This window comes from Neolewinella sp. (assembly GCF_965214665.1).
Classification (GTDB): domain Bacteria; phylum Bacteroidota; class Bacteroidia; order Chitinophagales; family Saprospiraceae; genus Neolewinella.
In genome coordinates, this window is record NZ_CBDCCH010000004.1 from 1 (window position 1) to 17,691 (window position 17,691).

The 17,691-nt window shown below is 59.7% G+C and carries 14 protein-coding genes and 1 pseudogene; 4 read left to right on the forward strand and 11 right to left on the reverse strand.

Annotated elements, in window-relative coordinates:
• The coding region (rho, locus tag ACOOHD_RS00250) for a transcription termination factor Rho (RefSeq protein ID WP_420457694.1) at positions 1–1,150 on the forward strand (1,150 nt) is incomplete at its 5' end.
• 3 nt (positions 1,151–1,153) lie between these two features.
• Positions 1,154–1,798: an MBL fold metallo-hydrolase gene (locus tag ACOOHD_RS00255; protein WP_420457695.1), complete on the forward strand. Its 645-nt coding sequence runs from the start codon at positions 1,154–1,156 to the stop codon at positions 1,796–1,798.
• Positions 1,799–1,837: 39 nt separating this feature from the next.
• On the opposite strand, the gene ACOOHD_RS00260 is transcribed toward ACOOHD_RS00255, so the two are convergent.
• The 3 genes from ACOOHD_RS00260 to ACOOHD_RS00270 form a co-directional block, all read right to left on the reverse strand.
• Positions 1,838–4,987 (reverse strand): ATP-dependent DNA helicase, encoded by a 3,150-nt coding sequence (locus ACOOHD_RS00260; RefSeq protein ID WP_420457696.1) that lies wholly within the window; start codon positions 4,985–4,987, stop codon positions 1,838–1,840.
• 31 nt (positions 4,988–5,018) lie between these two features.
• A complete protein-coding gene (locus tag ACOOHD_RS00265; RefSeq protein ID WP_420457697.1) occupies positions 5,019–5,978 on the reverse strand; it encodes a ribose-phosphate pyrophosphokinase in 960 nt (319 codons plus the stop codon).
• Positions 5,979–6,123: 145 nt separating this feature from the next.
• Positions 6,124–8,049, reverse strand: coding sequence for a CBS domain-containing protein (locus tag ACOOHD_RS00270; protein WP_420457698.1), 1,926 nt, complete (start codon positions 8,047–8,049; stop codon positions 6,124–6,126).
• A gap of 191 nt (positions 8,050–8,240) precedes the next feature.
• On the opposite strand from ACOOHD_RS00270, the gene ACOOHD_RS00275 reads away from it, so the two are divergent.
• Together ACOOHD_RS00275 and ACOOHD_RS00280 are read left to right on the forward strand one after the other, a co-directional pair.
• Complete coding sequence (locus ACOOHD_RS00275) at positions 8,241–9,410, forward strand: ATP-binding protein (protein ID WP_420457699.1); 1,170 nt, start codon at positions 8,241–8,243, stop codon at positions 9,408–9,410.
• Between the two features lie 133 nt (positions 9,411–9,543).
• A complete protein-coding gene (locus ACOOHD_RS00280; RefSeq protein ID WP_420457700.1) occupies positions 9,544–11,085 on the forward strand; it encodes a glycine--tRNA ligase in 1,542 nt (513 codons plus the stop codon).
• Between the two features lie 63 nt (positions 11,086–11,148).
• Here ACOOHD_RS00280 and ACOOHD_RS00285 read toward each other — a convergent pair whose 3' ends face one another.
• The 8 genes and pseudogenes from ACOOHD_RS00285 to ACOOHD_RS00320 form a co-directional block, all read right to left on the reverse strand.
• Positions 11,149–12,138 (reverse strand): M28 family peptidase, encoded by a 990-nt coding sequence (locus tag ACOOHD_RS00285; protein ID WP_420457701.1) that lies wholly within the window; start codon positions 12,136–12,138, stop codon positions 11,149–11,151.
• 134 nt (positions 12,139–12,272) lie between these two features.
• Positions 12,273–12,713: a hypothetical protein gene (locus ACOOHD_RS00290; RefSeq protein ID WP_420457702.1), complete on the reverse strand. Its 441-nt coding sequence runs from the start codon at positions 12,711–12,713 to the stop codon at positions 12,273–12,275.
• A gap of 92 nt (positions 12,714–12,805) precedes the next feature.
• The gene (locus tag ACOOHD_RS00295; protein WP_420457703.1) at positions 12,806–13,657 is read right to left on the reverse strand and encodes a TPM domain-containing protein; all 852 of its coding nucleotides are present in this window, start codon (positions 13,655–13,657) and stop codon (positions 12,806–12,808) included.
• A 2-nt stretch (positions 13,658–13,659) separates the two neighbouring features.
• Positions 13,660–14,091 (reverse strand): TPM domain-containing protein, encoded by a 432-nt coding sequence (locus ACOOHD_RS00300; RefSeq protein ID WP_420457704.1) that lies wholly within the window; start codon positions 14,089–14,091, stop codon positions 13,660–13,662.
• On the reverse strand, positions 14,091–14,678 hold the full coding sequence (locus ACOOHD_RS00305; RefSeq protein ID WP_420457705.1) for a LemA family protein: 588 nt from the start codon (positions 14,676–14,678) through the stop codon (positions 14,091–14,093). The genes ACOOHD_RS00300 and ACOOHD_RS00305 overlap by 1 nt, the downstream gene beginning before the upstream one ends.
• The gene (meaB, locus tag ACOOHD_RS00310; RefSeq protein ID WP_420457706.1) at positions 14,675–15,658 is read right to left on the reverse strand and encodes a methylmalonyl Co-A mutase-associated GTPase MeaB; all 984 of its coding nucleotides are present in this window, start codon (positions 15,656–15,658) and stop codon (positions 14,675–14,677) included. The genes ACOOHD_RS00305 and meaB overlap by 4 nt, the downstream gene beginning before the upstream one ends.
• A gap of 185 nt (positions 15,659–15,843) precedes the next feature.
• Complete coding sequence (locus tag ACOOHD_RS00315; RefSeq protein ID WP_420457707.1) at positions 15,844–16,875, reverse strand: potassium channel family protein; 1,032 nt, start codon at positions 16,873–16,875, stop codon at positions 15,844–15,846.
• Positions 16,876–17,121: 246 nt separating this feature from the next.
• Positions 17,122–17,691 (reverse strand): annotated as a pseudogene (locus tag ACOOHD_RS00320) (gamma-glutamyl-phosphate reductase); the annotation flags it as partial.

Here is a 17,691-nt window from a genome sequence, read left to right on the forward strand (position 1 = left end):
CAACCGCCGTGGTCAGCCCGAGTACAAGCTCGACGGATTGATCAGTACCACCGGCATCCTGGAGATGATGCCCGATGGCTACGGCTTCCTGCGTTCGCCCGACTATAACTACACGACCAGCCCGGACGACGTCTACGTCAGCCAGCAGCAGGTCAAGTCGTTCGGACTGCGTACCGGCGATACCGTCAAGGGCCCCGTCAAGCCCCCCAAGGAGGGTGAGAAGTACTTCGCCCTGCTCGATGTCGAAAAAATTAATGGCTTCGACCCCAAGGATATCCGCGACCGGGTGCCCTTCGATTACCTGACCGCCCAGTTCCCCACCGAGAAATTCACGCTTTCGGGATCGGCTACGGGCCGCGATTACGGTATGCGGCTGTTCGATCTCTTCGCCCCCCTGGGTAAGGGGCAGCGGGGCCTGATCGTCTCCCAGCCTAAGTCGGGTAAGACCTTCCTGCTCAAAGACGTAGCCAACGCCATTGCCCGCAATCACCCCGAGGTGTACCTCATCGTCCTACTGGTTGACGAGCGCCCGGAGGAGGTCACCGACATGAAGCGCAGCGTGAAGGCCGAGGTCATCAGCTCCACCTTCGACGAGCCGGCCGAGAACCACGTCCGTGTCGCCAACGTCGTCCTAGAAAAATCGAAGCGTCTGGTCGAATCCGGCCACGACGTCTGTATCCTGCTCGACTCCATCACCCGCCTGGCCCGCGCCTACAACACCGTCCAGCCCAGCTCCGGCAAGGTGCTCTCCGGTGGTGTCGAGGCCAATGCCCTGCAGAAGCCCAAGAAGTTCTTCGGTGCGGCGCGTAACATCGACGGCGGCGGCTCGCTGACCATCCTGGCCACGGCCCTCATCGATACCGGCTCGCGGATGGACGAGGTCATCTTCGAGGAGTTCAAGGGTACGGGTAACATGGAACTACAGCTCGACCGCCAGCTGGCCAACAAGCGCATGTACCCCAGCATCGACTTCACCCGCTCCAGTACCCGTCGCGATGACCTGTTGCTCGGACGCGATGTGCTGCAGCGCATGTTCATCCTCCGTAACCACCTGGCCGACATGAAGCCCGAGGAGGCCTTCCAGTTCCTCATGCGCCACATGAAGAATACGACGAGTAATGAGGAGTTCCTGGCTACGATGAATAGTTAACCCTTGCCCACAAGCGTCACCTCCCTCACCCAGAACCCCGTACAGGAGAACACCTACCTGGTCTACGATACGGAGACGCGGGAGACGATCGTCTTCGACCCCGGCTGCTACACCCCGGAGGAAGAGCGGGAGTTGGTAGCGGCCATTGATCGGCTGGACCTCAAACCGGTGCAGTTGATCGATACCCACTGCCACTTCGACCACGTATTCGGCAACGCCTTTGTCGTCGAGCGGTACGGTCTGGAACTGGGTATCCACCCCCTGGAACAGCAGATCCTGGAGGCTGCACCAATGTTCGTGCAAGCCTACGGGATGCCGCCGATGGTGCCCTCGCCGGCTCCCGATTACTTCATTCACGAAGGAGATACCGTGATGCTTGGCCAGAACACCTTCGCGGTGTTGTTTTGTCCGGGGCACTCGCCGGGAAGTCTCTGTTTTCATAATGCCGCGGAGGGCTACGTCATCGCCGGCGATGTGCTCTTCCGGCGCTCCATCGGCCGCACGGACTTACCGCTCGGCGATCACGATACGCTCATTGGTAGCATTCTGACTAAACTCATGCCGCTGCCGAATGAGACGGTGGTGTATCCCGGCCACGGGCCGAGTACGACGATTGGGGAGGAGCGGCGGGAGAATCCGTTCTTGTAACTACACGTTTTACCTGGAGTAGTGCGGCTAAAGCCACAACTACGTTGCATCATCCAGCCCGTACACCTCCTCCGTCCGCTCCAGCGGCACCTCATCCGTTAGGTCCTGTACGAAGCGGCACCAGGCGCAGTCCGGCTTGCCGCAGCCGTCGAACTGCTGCTCCTGGATGGCTTCCCAGGTTTCCCGTAAGATTTTACGCAGCGCATCCGTGTCCTGCTGATTGAGCTCCAGTCGCTCCTCCGGCTGTTCGCCGTTGGGATCGGTGAGCAGGTAGCTGATGCGCCCCTCCCGCACCCGGCGGATGGTACCGGGCCGGTTATCGTACAGCAATTTGTAGAAGGTAAGCTGCCGCCAGTAGTCGCCGCCGTGGGGATTGCGGTCGGTGGGGCGGCGCAGTTTATTCCCCCCACTGGTACTGGTTTTGTAGTCGACTACCCGCACGTAAGCATCGCTGATCACGTCGACGCGGTCGATGATACCGGTCAGGGGGATGCCGTCGACCTCGGCGTTGCGGATGAGGTATTCGATCTCTACGTCGTGCACCCATGATTTATGGTAGCGGTCGTAGTAGGTGCCAAGCTCGCGGCGGCCGCGCTCCAGGCGGTTGTGGTAGCCACGGGTACTGAGCTGTCCGCGGCGCTGGGCCAGGGCGATCTCGAAGTTATAGATCAGCTCTTCTTTGCTCGGAAACACCTGCGCCGGATCCCGCTTCATGCGCAAGAAGTAGTTTTGCAGGGCCTCGTGAAGCGCCGAGCCGTAGAGCGTCCGCTCCCGCTCGCGGTCGGGTACGCGTAGGAGCTTCTCATAGTAAAAGCGGAGCGGGCAGTCGAGGTAGGCGTAGAGTGCACTGACGCTGAGGCGGAAATCTTCTAGTAGCTCGGCAACGGCCGAACGCTCCAGCACGGGGAAGCGGGCTTTTTCCTTGGGTTGGAGCTGTAGGTAGGCCAGCTCGGCCAGGGTGCCGGCATCCAGGTTGGCCTCCCGCACCTCCACCCCACCCGCCTCGATGAGCTCGTCGACGAAAGCGACCTGCTGCTGCATCTTGTCCTTGGCGCTGAGCTCGGCGCAGGAGAGAATTACGCCGGAGCGGGCACGGGTCAGGGCCACGAAGAACAGCCGGCGGCGGGCTTCCTCCTCATCTTCGGTACCGGCGTAGGTGAGGGTGTCCGGTAGCTTGAAGCGGTTTTGGGAGCGGCCACCCCCGCCCGGTCCCCAGGCTTTCTCGGAACAGTCGAGCATCCACACCTTTTCAAACTCGAGGCCCTTGGCACTGTGGGCAGTAACCAATAGTACGGCGTCGGCCTGGTCGAGGTGGGACCGCAGCGGCAGGGCGATGCGGTTACCGTCCATCTGCCCCAGCGTGTCGAGCAGGTCGGTGAGCGTAAGCCGGGGGCGGCGGGCAATCTCGCGCAGCACGAAGTCCGTAAAGGTGGCTACGTGCTGGAGCAGCTCGGCGCGGTTCGGATCGCGCAGCACGGAGGCCAGCAGTCCGGAGCCGTTCAATACCCACTCGATGTACTCCGGCAGGGGCAGGCTACCAATGAGTCCGATGGCCTCTTCCAGCCAGTCAGCCACGCGGCGGGGGTCGGCGGGAGCCTCCAGTCCATAGGGATAGAGTGCGTCGGCCCGCAGATACTCCCGCCAACTGGGTAGACGACCCTCGCGGTCGAGCGTATCGAGGCGGCCGAGGTTGAGCAGGGAAAGATCGTGTGGAGAAAGGCCAAAGCAGCGGAAGTGCAGTACCCTGAAAAGTAAGTGCTCCCCCGTCCCCGGCCGCTCCTGCTCTGACTGCAGGTACCGGAGCAACTCGCGCAATTGTCTTACGGGGCGGCCGTCGAGCACGTTCGGACGGCGCTTACTGCGGTAGGGGATACCGGCTCGCTCCAGCAGGTGGCGCAGCAGATCGGCCTGGCTGTGCTTGGCGTAGATCACGGCTATCTCGGACCAGGGCACTCCCGCGTCGTGCCAGTGCTTGAGCTGGCCTACCAGGTAACCGGTCTCCTGGCGGTGATCGGTGAAGGTCAGGTAGGTTGCACCTGCGGCCCCGCCCTCCTGGTTGCTCCTGAGGCGCTTGTCGATCTGGTGCTGGGGCAGACGGTCGCCGATACGGAGGGTGTTGCGGTCGATGAGGGCACCGGCACCGTCCAGAATGGGTTGGGTACTACGGTAATTCTCGTTGAGGGTGACGATGGTGAGGTCGCGGGCGTAGCGGTGGTGGAAGTCGACCATGGCGTTGAGCCGCGCCCCCTGAAACTCGTAGATGGCCTGGTCGTCATCGCCCACGATGAAGACGTTGGGTTTATCCCAGTACTCCGTGAGGTGGCGAATGATGCGGTCCTGACTGCCGTTGGTGTCCTGAAACTCATCAATGAGCAGATAACGGTACCGCTCCTGGTAGCTCAGCAGCAGGCTGGGGTGATCGTGAAACGCACGCAGTACCCAGCCGATCATGTCGCCGTAGTCGTAGCGCCGCTGCTTCCGGAGGGCCTCCTGGTACTTGGGAAAGAGCGAGACGGCGCTGGCGAGCTTGTCCATCCGCAGCCGTTCCTCGGCAATTTTACCGGTGTGGGGGTCGCCCTTCTGCTTGTCCTTGTACTTGCGCTGGTAGGTAAAGTCGGGGTGGGTTTCTAGGCCATCGACGTAGGTCTTGATGCGCTGCTGCAGCTCGTCCTCCGTCCAGTTCTCGGCCTTCATTTGGGCGAAGAGGTCCTGTAGGTGGTCCTCGTAGTGATAGGCCTCGTGGTAGCCCAGGCGTAGGGCATCGGTCTGCGGCAGCTGGTCCATGAGACCGCGGATGATGCGGATGCGCTCTAGCTCGGATAGGGGTTCCAACCCGGGCCGGCCGAAGTAGTGCAGGTTCTGCTGGATCACGTTACTGCAGAAGCTGTGGAAGGTATAAATACCCACCCGGTGCGCCTCCGGTCCGATGAACTTCAGCAGCCGCTGCCGCATAGCCTTCACCCCGGCATCCGTAAAGGTGAGGCAGAGAATGTTATGGGCACCGGCGTCGGTTTCCAGTAAGATGTTGCCGATGCGGGCGGCCAGCAGGTGGGTCTTGCCGGTACCCGGGCCGGCCAGCACCATGACGGGGCCCTCGATGGTGTCTACGGCGGCGCGTTGGCCTTCGTTTAGGCGGGCGAGCTCGGTGCGGAAACCAGCGTTGTAATCGTATAATTTGCGGTGAGCCATCGAACCTTTAGAAGACAAACTAGCACCGCCGCTAGTTGACAAACAGGGCAGAGATGCTAGCGTTATCGTGGGTATTCCGAATGGCGGTGGCAAACAGGTCGGCCGCACCCAGCACCTTGATCTTAGCGCTCTCCTGCTTCAGCGGAATGGTGTCGGACACGATGAGCTCCTGCAGCTGACTGTTCTCGATATTCTCGTAGGCGTTACCGCTAAGTATGGGGTGGGTAGCGATGGCGCGTACCGAGCGAGCGCCCTTTTCCATGATCAGGTCGGCGGCGCGACAGAGGGTGCCAGCAGTATCGACCAGGTCATCGACCAAGATCACGTCGCCACCCGCCACGTCACCGATCAGCGTCATGCCGGCGATCTCATTGGCGCGCTTGCGGTACTTGTCACAAATCGCCAATTCACGCTCGAAGTACTTCGCGTAGGCCCGCGCCCGCTTCACCCCCCCCATATCCGGACTGGCAAAGATCACGTTGCTCATATCCTGCTCCCGGAAGTAGGGGATGAAAATAGCCTGGCTCTGCAGGTGGTCTACCGGGATGTCGAAAAAGCCCTGAATCTGATCGGCGTGAAAATCGAGCGTCATGATACGGTCCACCCCGGCGGCCTCCAGCAGGTTGGCGATGAGCTTGGCGCTGATGGGTACGCGGGGGCGGTCTTTGCGGTCCTGGCGGGCGTAGCCGAAGTAGGGGATCACCGCACAGACGTAGCCCGCCGAAGCCCTACGTGCCGCATCAATGGTCAGCAGCAGCTCCATCAGGTTATCACTGGGCTGAAAGGTGCTGCCGATGATAAACACATACTCGCCCCGCACGCTCTCTTCGATGATGGGCTGCATCTCCCCGTCGCTAAAGTGCGCTACCCGAAACTGTCCCAGCGCGTGGCCATATGCCTCGGCGATCTGCTCAGAGAGGTACATGCTCTTGGTCATGGACAACAGGGTGACCTTGTCGTTCATGGGGGTTAGTCTGGGGGTGTGGGACATGGAGATTTACGATTTCTAATTTACCAAGTACCATTTACCATTTGTGTGGATGCTCGCTGTCGCTCGTCAATGTACTACTGAGGTGAGGGCAACTGAGTTGGTCCGCAAATGGTACATGGTACATCGTAAACGGTGAATGGTAAATTTATTTAAGCCGCTCAATGAGGCGGCCGGCCACGCGGAGAAAGTCCATCTCCGTGATGATGCCTACCAGCTCATTATCTTTTACCACCGGCAGGCAGCCGAGCTTGCAGCCGCGCATGGTGTGCATGGCCTCTTTAATGGTGGTCTGGGGGCTGACGGTGGTGGGGGCCGAGATCATCAGGTCACCTACGGTCTTATAGTCATTCATCTCGTTGTTGATGCGGCCGCGCTTGATGTAGTAGCGCAGGAGCTTGCGGGTGGTGATGAGCCCACAGAGGTGGCCGTTCTCGTCCTCGACGGGGAGGTAGCGGAGCTTGCGCCAGTCCATGAGGTCGCCGACGAGCTCCAACAGGTCGCTTTCGCGCACGGTGAACAGGTCGGTTTCCATGAACTCCTCCACGCGCAGGCCCACCGGGCGGTACTGCTTGAGGTCCTCTTCGGAGGGGATGGGCCACTTGTGTACCGGATCGTCCACCATCTGGCACTTGACCATCTGGGAGGTAAGGATGGTGACGGCCTCGTCGCGGTTGACCCGCTCGGTGAGCTGAGTGAAGGACTTGAGCAGCCAGCGGGCCCCGTTCTGGTGCACCTCGGCGCGGCCCTGGATGACGCTGAGGTAACGTTCGATGTCTGGCTGATCGATGCCCTGCGATTTAAGCCCCTGGTAGGCCAGGGGGATGAGCTCTTGTAGGACCAGCTCCCGGCAGGTGACCTTGCGGTTACCGAACCAGGTAAACTGGCTGTCGATTCCAAATTTAGCGGCCTTCGAGAAGTTGTCCTTCACGTCGGCGAAGCTGAGGTGCTCACGGATATCCCTGAACTCGTGCGCCATGCCGATCATCAATCCCAGCCAGAAGGCGGCGTTGGCCATCTGGTCTAGTACGGTGGGGCCGGAGGGCAGTACCCGGTTCTCGATGCGTAGGTGGGGCATACCGTTGTCACTGATGCCGTAGCAGGGGCGGTTCCAGCGGTAGACGGTTCCGTTGTGCACTTGGAGGGCGCGTAGTTTCGGGATCTTCCGCTGGCCGATCAGCTCCAGGCTATCCTCATCGACCTCGGTACCGAGCAGGACGCGGAAGCGGGCAATGTCCTCCTTATAGATCTCCATGATCGACTTATCCAGCCATTGGGTGCCGAAGCTCACCCGGGGCTCACTCGTGCGCATGTGCTCCTTGCTGGTGCGCACGTCGAGCGACTGTTGGAACAGGGCGATGCGCGATTCGTGCCAGAGCCGTTTACCAAATACAAGGGGACTATTGGCTGCCATGGCCAGGATGGGAGCGGCCACGGCCTGGGCGATATTATACATCGGCACGAAGGTCTGGGGAGTCACCTGCAGGTGTACTTGGTAGCTGGTATTGCAGGCCTCCAGCAGGGGACTATCGTGGTGGATGTGCAGCTCGTCGATGCCGTGCAGGTTGAGCTCGAAGCCGCGCTCGTTTTTTTGCTGTGCCTTGATAGCCTCGATCAGGGCCAGGTAGCGCGGCTTAGGCGTCAGGTTCTCCAGGCTGAGGTCGAATTTGCGCAGGGTAGGCAGGATACCGGTGAGCACGATGTGGGAGTTGCTGGCCTTAGCGGCTGCCTTGACGATACCGAGCTGGTACCTATTCTCCTCCTCCATCTTGCGCAGGGCATCACCGGTGAAGACCTGGGGGGTGAAGTTGCACTCCAGGTTAAAACGGGCAATCTCGGTGGTGACCCAGGGGTACTCCTTCAGCCGCTTGAGCACGGCCATATTCTTCGGCGTCGGCTTCAGCGTTTTTTTATCTACCAGGCAGAGCTCCTGCTCCGCCCCAATGCGTATGGTATCGGTCTCGAACCATTCGTGCTTGAGCATATACTCCAGCGCCTGCACATCCTGTAGCAGGTGATGCGTGAAGGCCGACCGGCTGTCGGTGGTGGGCACGTTAACTCTTTCCTCTCCCATGGTGGTATAGTGTAGCCGTAAGGTAGTTGTTAGCGACGTAACGTAGGAAACATGTGGGCGGGGCCGCAGGTGCAGATTTGGTCGAACTGTACATCTCATTTTACAAAATTGCCGTACTTTTGTAAAGTCAATTGTACATATTTATGCCATCTTCGATAGTTCAACAGGAATCTCAACGACTTATTACTAGGGTGCCTACTGCTATCCGCCGTCCGCTGCTTCAGCAGATTGCCTGGACGGACCGGCTAATCGGACTGCGGGGAGCCCGGGGCGTGGGCAAGACTACGCTCCTGCTACAGCACGGCAAGGAAGAAGCGGCAAGAGTAGGGCTTGGCAATGTGCTGTACATCAGTCTCGATGACTTACTTTTCCGCCAGCAGACCCTTATTGACTTTGCCCGGGAATTTCGTGACCAGGGAGGACAGGTTTTACTACTTGATGAAGTACACCGCTATCCCGATTGGTCGGTAGAACTTAAACTAATCTACGATAAGTTCGATGACCTTCTGGTTCGTTTTACCAGCTCATCTATCATCGAACTTTCGCGCGCAAAGGGCGATCTAAGCCGGCGGGCGGTCATGTACGATATGTACGGTCTTTCGTTCAGGGAGTACCTGATCTGGAGAGACTACCTACCCGCAGATATAGCAGTGTCTCACTCCCTCACTGAGATTATTACCCATCATCAGGACATTGCGTGGAGTATAACTGAGGACGGCCTAGAGCCACAGCGTTTGCTTATCGAATACTGGAAAGACGGATACTATCCCTACCGGCCCGCGAGTCCGGAAACTTATCTCCGACAGGTAGCTGATGCCGCTACTACGGTGATCGACACCGACCTTCCACCAATCTTCTCGCTCACTTCAGCTACCACGGAAAAGATCAAACGCCTGCTGGTTGCGGTCGCCGAAAATGTACCCTACAAACCGAATATCTCGAAACTGGCGCAGCAACTCGAAATAAGCCGCCCGACCGTTCAGAACTATCTCTACTACTTACATCAGGCCCGGCTTATCGGTCTACTTCCGAGTGAGCTTCGGGGTATCATTCGCACCCAGAAACCGGAAAAGGTGTACCTGGACAACCCTACTCTGCTGTATGCCATGCCAAATAGGCCACCCAATACCGGAAACTTACGGGAGACTTACTTCTACTCCGCCCTGTCCACGGCCGGATTAGCTCTTGCCTACTCTACAGTGGGAGATTTTAAGACCGACGAATACGTATTCGAAGTAGGTGGCCCGAACAAGAAAAATACCCAGCTACAAAGTCTACCTAATGGATACCGAGCGCTAGACGGTATCGGAGTAGGCTTCGGTAATGCTATCCCACTCTGGCTATTTGGCTTCTTACGCTAAATCCCTAGCCCCGAACTTCGTTCGGGGCTAGGGCGGGGAGACCCCGCTGGGGTCGCGGGTGCACTATCATGTACGACCCCAGCGGGGTCCCCCCGTCCTGCCCCCTATCTTCGCCCGCCGAAACGAACCCCACATGGACTTCAAGGCCCTCACCGCCCACGCCAAGGAAAACGGCTTCATCTACCAGAGCTCGGAGATCTACGACGGCCTAGCCGCTGCCTACGACTACGGCCCCAACGGCGTACTACTCAAGAACAACCTCAAGGAGTACTGGTGGCGTAGTATGGTGCAGCTGCACGATAACATCGTAGGTATCGACGCGGCCATCTTCATGCACCCCAAAACCTGGAAGGCCAGCGGACACGTCGACGCCTTCAACGATCCGCTGATCGACAACAAGGACTCGCAAAAACGCTACCGCGCCGACGTGCTCGTCGAAGAGTACATTGATAAGGTCGAGGGCAAGCTGAATAAAGAGATCGCCAAGGCCCAGAAACGCTTCGGCGAAGCCTTCGACGAGGCCGAGTACCGCCGCACCAACGCCAACGTACTGCGCTACCAGGGACAGATGGACGACGCCGCCAAAAAGCTCGCCACCGCCATGACCGACGGCGACATGGAGGCCCTGCGCCAGCTCATCGAAGACCTCGATATCAGCGAGCCTGACACCGGCAGCAAGAACTGGACCGAGGTACGGCAGTTCAACCTCATGTTTTCCACTCAGCTCGGCAACATCGCTGGCGAAGAGGGCAAGCTCTACCTCCGGCCGGAGACCGCCCAGGGCATTTTCGTCAACTTCACCAACGTCCGCAATACCACCCGGCAAAAACTCCCCTTCGGCATCGCTCAGATCGGTAAGGCCTTCCGCAACGAGATCGTAGCCCGTCAGTTCATCTTCCGGATGCGGGAGTTCGAGCAGATGGAGATGCAGTTCTTCATCGCCCCCGGCACCCAGCAGGAGTGGTACGAACGGTGGAAGGAGACCCGCCTCAAGTGGCACCTGGCCCTGCACCCCCGGGAAAAACTGCGCTTCCACGACCACGATAACCTGGCCCACTACGCCGATGCCGCCGTCGATATTCAGTTCGAGTTTCCCTTCGGCTTCAAGGAGCTCGAAGGCATCCATAGCCGTACCGACTTCGACCTCACGGCCCACCAGGAACTGAGCGGCAAGAAGCTACAGTACTTCGATCCGGAGCGGGAGGAGAGTTACGTCCCCTACGTCGTGGAGACTTCCATCGGCGCGGACCGACTCTTCCTCGCCACCCTCACCCATGCCCTACGCGAGGAGCAGGTGCCCGGCCAGGACGATCCAAAAAACACCCGCACGGTACTGGCGCTGCATCCCGCGATCGCGCCCATCAAGGCCGCCATCATGCCCCTCAAACGCAACCACGACGAGCTGGTCAGCCTGGCTAAAAGCATCTTTAACGACCTGCGCTTCCACTTCGAGGTGCAGTACGACGACACCGGCTCCATCGGTAAGCTCTACCGCCGCCAGGACGCCGTGGGCACCCCCTTCTGCATCACGGTCGATTTCGATAGCCTGGAGGATAATACCGTCACCGTGCGCGACCGCGATACCCTGGAGCAGGTGCGCGTGCGGGTGGAGGACTTGGTGGGGATGATTGGGCCTCGGGTGGATATGGGGTCGCTACTTCGCTCCGCTCAGTAGGGGGTTTAACACAAACTCCGTGCACCTCAGTGTTCCCCTCTGCGTCCTCTGTGTTGAGCCCCCCTACAAAGTACCAGCAGCCTCCCGGAACACCACCGCCAGCACCACCTGCCCCACGGCCCGCAGCGTCCGCTTATCGATCACGTCCAGGTTGTCGTCGCCGGTGTGCCAGTGGGCGGGGAAGCGGTGGTCGCTATTTTCCTGGAGATTGATAATATCGATGGTCGGAATATTAGCAATAGTGTTGATGAAATAATGATCGTCAGTAATGGCCCCGCCGCGTGCATTGACATAGTAGTTACCGTAGCCCATCTGATCGCCTAGTTGCCATACCTTGCGTACCACATCCTTTGCGTACTTTTCTGAATAGCCCTCCACCAAAAAGGTAGCATCGCGGGCACCCACCATATCCAATAAGATACCAAAGCGGGGCTTGGGCGAGGGCATATTCTTAGAATAATATTGCGCACCCAGGGCGTAGCTGTTAGTATTACTAGGCTGGCCGTAGTCCTCGGCATCGAGCAGTACGATATCCACACCAATGTCGGGGGTGCTCAGTCCCAGTTGGCGAGCTACTTCCAGGAGCACACCCACACCGCTAGCCCCGTCATCGGCACCATTTACGATAGCATCGGGGTCATCCTCCAGTTTGCTATCGGCAAAGGGGCGCGTATCCCAGTGCGCGGCCAGCAGAATACGGTCCTCCAACTCGGGGGCGTAGCGGGCGATGATGTTGGTGGAGCTCAGGTTGGTGCCATCAAAGGCCCGGGCCTCGAAGTCCTGCTCGATCACCTCGGCACCGAAGGCCTCCAACTTTTCTACCAGCCACTGCTTCGTCTGCCGGTGGGCATCGGTATTCACCACCCGGGGGCCAAAGTTAACCTGCTGCTCGACGTAGGCGTAGGCGCTGTCGCGGTCGAACTTGGGGACGGGCTTAGCGTCACGGGGGGTTGCGGGCGGGGCCGCAGGTGCGGCGTCCTCGGAGAGGGGGGCCGAGTCATTGCGGCACGCGGCTACACTCAGTAAAAGTAAAAAGATCAGGAGTCTATGCAAGGCAGTAAGCTTGACGGTCGTCTGCCGAATTCTTTCCTGCGGCTAAGGCCGCAAGAAAGTTCGTCAGCCGACTTTTTAGGGTAGTAAGTCGGCCGACGAACCGCTGTCGCGGGATTCGGCGGACGACGGGGAAACTACTTCGCCACCAGCTCGGCATCTGTGAGGAGGTACATCAGCTGGTTGATGTTGCTATCGTTCAGGGTGAGGGTACCACGTAGGGTGATGCGGCTGGTGCTGTACTTGACCGGCTCGGTGGCGGTCACCTCCATCACGGTCTCCGGACCTGCGCCCCCGCAAAAGAAGCACATGTTGTATGGGTAGGCGCTGAAGACGAATTCATTGTGGCTTTTGTAGCCTTCGACCGGTACGATGTAGCCGCTGATTTCAATGGTCTTACCCGCCATGGCCCTGATGTCCTCGCCGAAGACGGGCACGTCGACCTTAAAGCCGAGCAGTTCGTCGTACTTCTTTTCGTAGGTCACCTTAGCCAAATCCTGCCAGGTGGAGGCAGCGGCCGACTGGGAAAAAAGACCCGTAGTGAGTAAAAACAGCCCGGTAAAGAGTAGATAGCGCATAGCAGCAAGGTTGAGGAGACTAGACAAAAATAACGCCGCCAGAGCCGGTAAAGCTGTGAACGAGTCGTTAAAAGGGCAACACCTACGGTCGGCTACCAGCCCCCACCGGCTCCCCCGCCACCAAAACCACCACCCCCGAAGCCACCAAATCCGCCGCCGCCGCCGAAGCCGCCGCCCCCACTAAAACCACCGCCGCCACCGCCACCGAAGCCGCCGGGCAGGATGAACCAGCCACCGCCCCGCCGCCGCCGCCGTGGATTGCGCTCGTCGTAGCGGCCATCCCGCCAGTAGCCACCGTCATCATCGTCGTCATCATCGTGGCGATTGCCGAAGCGGTTAAGTAGCATGAAGATGAAGAAGATGAATATAAAAATGAAGATGGGCGGGATACCCGGAGTGGCGGCCGGTTCAGTATCATCAGCCGTGTACTCGCCCCGACCGGCGTCCATGATGGCCTGCACCGCCCCGGTAATGCCAGCGTAGTAGTTGCCCTGCCGGAAGGCCGGCGTCATGATGTTGCGGATGATGCGGCCGGCGCGGGCGTCGTTGAGGAAACCCTCGGCACCGTAGCCGGTCTGGATGAAGATCTTGCGGTCGTCTTTGGCCACGTAGACTAGTACCCCGTTGTCCTTCTGCTCCGATCCACCGATGCCCCACTCTACGGCAATGGCCAGGCTGCGATCAAAGGCAGCCTCCCCCTGTAGGGAGGTCTCGGTGACTACGGCGATCTGCGTCGAGGTCTCGCGAGCGTAGGCGTTCAGGGCTTGCGTCAGTTGGTTCTCTTCCGCAGGAGTGAGTAGATCAGCGTAGTCATTGACTAGCTGATTGCTGTTCGGGGGCACGGCGGGCTGGGCGGCCAGCAGAATAGAGAGCAAGCACAGCACCACAACCGCCAACCAGCGCTGGGGGCGGAAAAGCGGGGGGGATGTGGCGGGGTAAGTCAAGCTTATTTATTGTAGCTGATCGCGTTGGGTAGCTCGTTAACGTCGTCGGATTGGTAGGGAAAGTACTGCTTGAGCTTGGTGCCGATCTGCTCGATAACCTTTTCGATGCCGGTAGCAAACTCCCCCTGCTTGAAGTGCTGTTGCATCAGGTCGCGCTCCGTATCCCAGAAGTCTTTCGGCACCACCTTGTTGATGCCCTCATCTCCAATGATGGCAAACTCACGGCGGTCGACGGCCAGGAGGATGAGCACACCATTGCGGTCCTGGGTCTTCTCCATACCGAGCTCCCGGAAAGTGCGGGTAGCTACCTCCAGGGCGGGCCTGCGGGCACCGACCTCTACGTGCACCCGGATCTCTCCAGAGGTAGCCAGCTCAGCAGCTTGAATAGCGGCGACAATGGTGGCCTCCTCCTCCTTGTTGAAGAAACGGACCACTAGAATTCGACCGTCGGGGCGTTCTGCGCACCGGCCTCGGACTGGAACTGTGGCTTCTGGTCAAAGCCGAATACGCCGGCGAAGAGCGCACCGGGGAAGCGCCGCACCTTAATGTTGTAGTCCGTAGCGGCCTCGTTAAAACGGCTGCGGGCGGTGGCAATGCGGTTTTCGGTACCAGCTAGCTCGTCCTGTAGGGCCTGAAACTGCTGGTTGGATTGGAGCTGGGGGTAGGCCTCGGCGGTGGCCAGTAGGCGACCGAGCCCCTGACTCACCTGCGCCTGAGCGGCCTGGAACTGCGCCAAATTCTCCTCGGTAAGGTCGTCGGCGTCGATGTTAATGGAGGTGGCGCGGGCGCGGGCCTCGGTAACCTCTGTGAGCGTACCCCGCTCGAACTCGGCGGCGCCCTTGACGGTGTTGACCAGGTTGGGGATGAGGTCGGCACGGCGCTGGTACTGCGTCTCTACGTCCGACCAGACCCGTTCGACATTCTCTTCAGAATTGACGAAGCCGTTGTAGCTGGAGCAGCCCGCGATGAGCAGGATGGCCAGGATACCTACGACTACGGCCAGGGTGGAAAAGGATCTCATGGATTGCTGTTTTGTTGAAAGTCCGCCAGGATAACATCTGCCGTGGCGGGAATGGTGATATGTTCGTCGAGCCGTAACCTGAGTTGGTCGTTATTCAGGCCGGTTGCCTCTAGGTAACCCGTCAGTCTTCGTAGCAGTTCGCGTTGGAGTTGCTCCCGTAGCCAGAGGACGCGCTGCTCGCCCCGCCGCTGCAGGATGTGATCGTGCTGTTGCTCCCGGTAGCGCTGCATCCGGTCTGCCACCTTCCCCACTCCGGTACCGGTCAGCGCACTGGCGGTAGCTACTTCTACGGTCCAGCCATCCGGGCGCGCAGGGGCCAAGTGCAGACTCCGACGCAGCTCGGCCGCCGCCAAACGTGCCTCCTTGGGTAAGCTATCGGCCTTATTAACTACCAGGTGATCGGCCAGCTCCAGAATACCCCGCTTGATGCCCTGTAGCTCATCTCCACTTGCGGGCTGGGCAAGTAGCAGGAAGGCATCCGTCATGCTATGCACCTGCCATTCCGACTGCCCCACCCCCACGGTCTCGACGATGACGTAATCGTAGCCCGCCGCCTCGCACAGCAGCACCACCGCCCGGCTGGCCGGCCCCACCCCACCGAGTTCCCCGGCGTTCGGGCTGGGGCGGATGTACACCTCCGGCAGGCGGGTGAGTAGCTCCATGCGGGTCTTATCGCCCAGGATGCTGCCGCCGCTCAGACTACTCGTAGGGTCGATGGCCAGCACGGCCAGACGGTGGCCCCGCCGGACCAGCTCCTGCCCGTAGGCCTCGATGAAGGTGGATTTGCCCACCCCGGGGGTGCCGCTGATGCCGAGGCGGAAGGTGGGCCGGGGCGGCGTGTACCGTTCGGCCAGGGCAATGAGTTCCGCGGCGGGAGCTAGGTCTTCGGGGCGGCTGCTTTCTACCAGGGTGATGGCGCGGCCTAGGGCGCGGCGGTGGTGGGGGGAGGTGAGGGCGGCGAAGAGCTTAGTGGGAAGCATAGCATAAAGGTAGCTAGCCTCGTCGGCCGGTTAAAGATTACCTAAAGCAGGATATGAAGTCGCAAAATGGAGGCTCCCGGCGGTTCCTTAGCGTACCGGCCACCCCGCCGCACCGATCGCTTCATCTCCGTTTTACCGGTAATGCGCGAGTCTGCCCCGGGCGGCGTGGGTGTCCGGCTTTACGCTCAGGCCGGCAGGTGGAAGAGCCTGCGGAAGTCGTCGAGCTGTTTCGGGTTACCGACTACAATGAAGCTGCCTTCGGACCTCAGTACGGTATCCGGACCGGGATTGACCTGGTACTTGCCGCCCTGTAGCCGGTGACCGATGATATTGACGCCGGTAGTAGAGCGCAGATTCAGTTCCATGATAGGTTTGCCACGATATTTGTCCGGCAGTTGGTCGTAACGTAGCTCCTCGAAGCCGATGTCGGCCGAGAGCTCATTGGTAATGAAGCTGAAGAATTCTACCGCCCCCGGCTTCGAGATCAAGGTAGCCATGTAAAAGCCGCCGATCTGCTCGGGCATGATCACATGACTGGCCCCGGCCTTCATCATCTTCTGGCGGCCGCGTAGCTCCTTGGCGCGACTCACGATACGTAGAGCTGGATTCAAATCCTTGGAGGAGAGCACGATGAACAAGTTATCGCTATCATCATTAAGCGCCGTGATCAGGGAGCTGGCCCGCTCAATACCCGCCGCGAAGAGCGCATCGTCGTGGGTAGCATCATCGATCACGTAGAGGATATCCTCGTCCTCTTCGATCAGGTCGGCCAGCTTCTCCTCGTTCTGCTCCACAATTACGTAGGGGTGGTCATGTAGCCGTAGGTGGCTCACAATCTCGCGGCCGTACTTGCCGTAACCACACACGATAGTATGGCCGCTCATCTTCCCGATCTTCGCCTGGATCCGGTTATACTGCATGGTCTCGAAGAGTTTACCGTCAATAACGTAATACGAAAAGGCCGCCAGCACGTAGGCCACAATACCAATATTAAACACCACCAGCGCCGACACAAAGAGCCGCCCCGCATTGGAAAGCGGCTGCACCTCCCCGAAGCCCACCGTCGAGATCGTGATCACCGACATGTAGAAGGCATCGATCAGTGTGTACCCCTCGATGAGCATCAGCCCCACCGTACCCACCGCCATGGTGACCAGTAGTAGTAGTAAGGCCAGGCGCAGGTCCAACGCATTGGAGGTAAAGCGGAAACGCATCATTCCTTAGTTCGGTAGTAGGTAGTCTGGGCGGCGGAGGCCGAAAGCTACCGATTAAATTCTCCGCACCTTATGCAGACCCAGCTTTGCTGGGGTAGACCCCTCGCTGGCGCGTTTGGGGGTAGACCGCTGCGCGGGTAGAGCTACCGCATGTCATGCCTGCGAGCCGAGTCTAACCCGTAGGGTCTACCCGCAACGCGGTCTATACCCGAACGCGTAAGCGAGGGTTCTACCCGGCCGAAGGCCGGTCTACCTCACCTGCCCGTCCCCCCGCACCAGCCACTTATAGCTCGTCAGCGCCGCCAGCCCCATAGGGCCCCGCGCGTGCAGCTTCTGGGTGCTGATACCGATCTCCGCCCCCAGCTCAAACTGCCCTCCGTCGGTAAAGGCAGTGCTGGTATTGACGTACACTACGGCTGCGTCAATCTCGCGCAGGTAACGGGCTTGGTTGATCTCGTTGTCGCTCACGATGCTCTCGCTGTGGCGGCTACCGTAGCGGCTCACATGGGCGATGGCCGCATCGATGTCATCGACCACCTTGATAGAAAGAGCCATACGCAGGAACTCCGTGCCGAACGCTTCTACCGTAGCGCGGTGCAGTAATTCGCCAGGATAATGACCTTCGAGTTGAGCGTAGGCGAGCTTATCGGCGTAGACCTCGCAGTGGTAGGTAGTAGCCAGATCGGCTAGCAGGTCGTGCAGGTCGGCTAGGTGCGAACGGTGTAGCAGCAGGCAGTCCAGCGCGTTGCAGACACTTACGCGGCGGGCCTTGGCGTTGGTGATGATGGCGCGCGCCCAGTCCAGATTGGCCTGCTCGTC

Coding starts and splice junctions, on each gene's coding strand:
- ACOOHD_RS00260 (WP_420457696.1), bottom strand. CDS start 4,987: ATGGCTCACCGCAAATTATACGATTACAACGCTGGTTTCCGCACCGAG.
- ACOOHD_RS00265 (WP_420457697.1), bottom strand. CDS start 5,978: ATGTCCCACACCCCCAGACTAACCCCCATGAACGACAAGGTCACCCTG.
- ACOOHD_RS00270 (WP_420457698.1), bottom strand. CDS start 8,049: ATGGGAGAGGAAAGAGTTAACGTGCCCACCACCGACAGCCGGTCGGCC.
- ACOOHD_RS00280 (WP_420457700.1), top strand. CDS start 9,544: ATGGACTTCAAGGCCCTCACCGCCCACGCCAAGGAAAACGGCTTCATC.
- ACOOHD_RS00290 (WP_420457702.1), bottom strand. CDS start 12,713: ATGCGCTATCTACTCTTTACCGGGCTGTTTTTACTCACTACGGGTCTT.
- ACOOHD_RS00305 (WP_420457705.1), bottom strand. CDS start 14,678: ATGAGATCCTTTTCCACCCTGGCCGTAGTCGTAGGTATCCTGGCCATC.
- meaB (WP_420457706.1), bottom strand. CDS start 15,658: ATGCTTCCCACTAAGCTCTTCGCCGCCCTCACCTCCCCCCACCACCGC.
- ACOOHD_RS00315 (WP_420457707.1), bottom strand. CDS start 16,875: ATGATGCGTTTCCGCTTTACCTCCAATGCGTTGGACCTGCGCCTGGCC.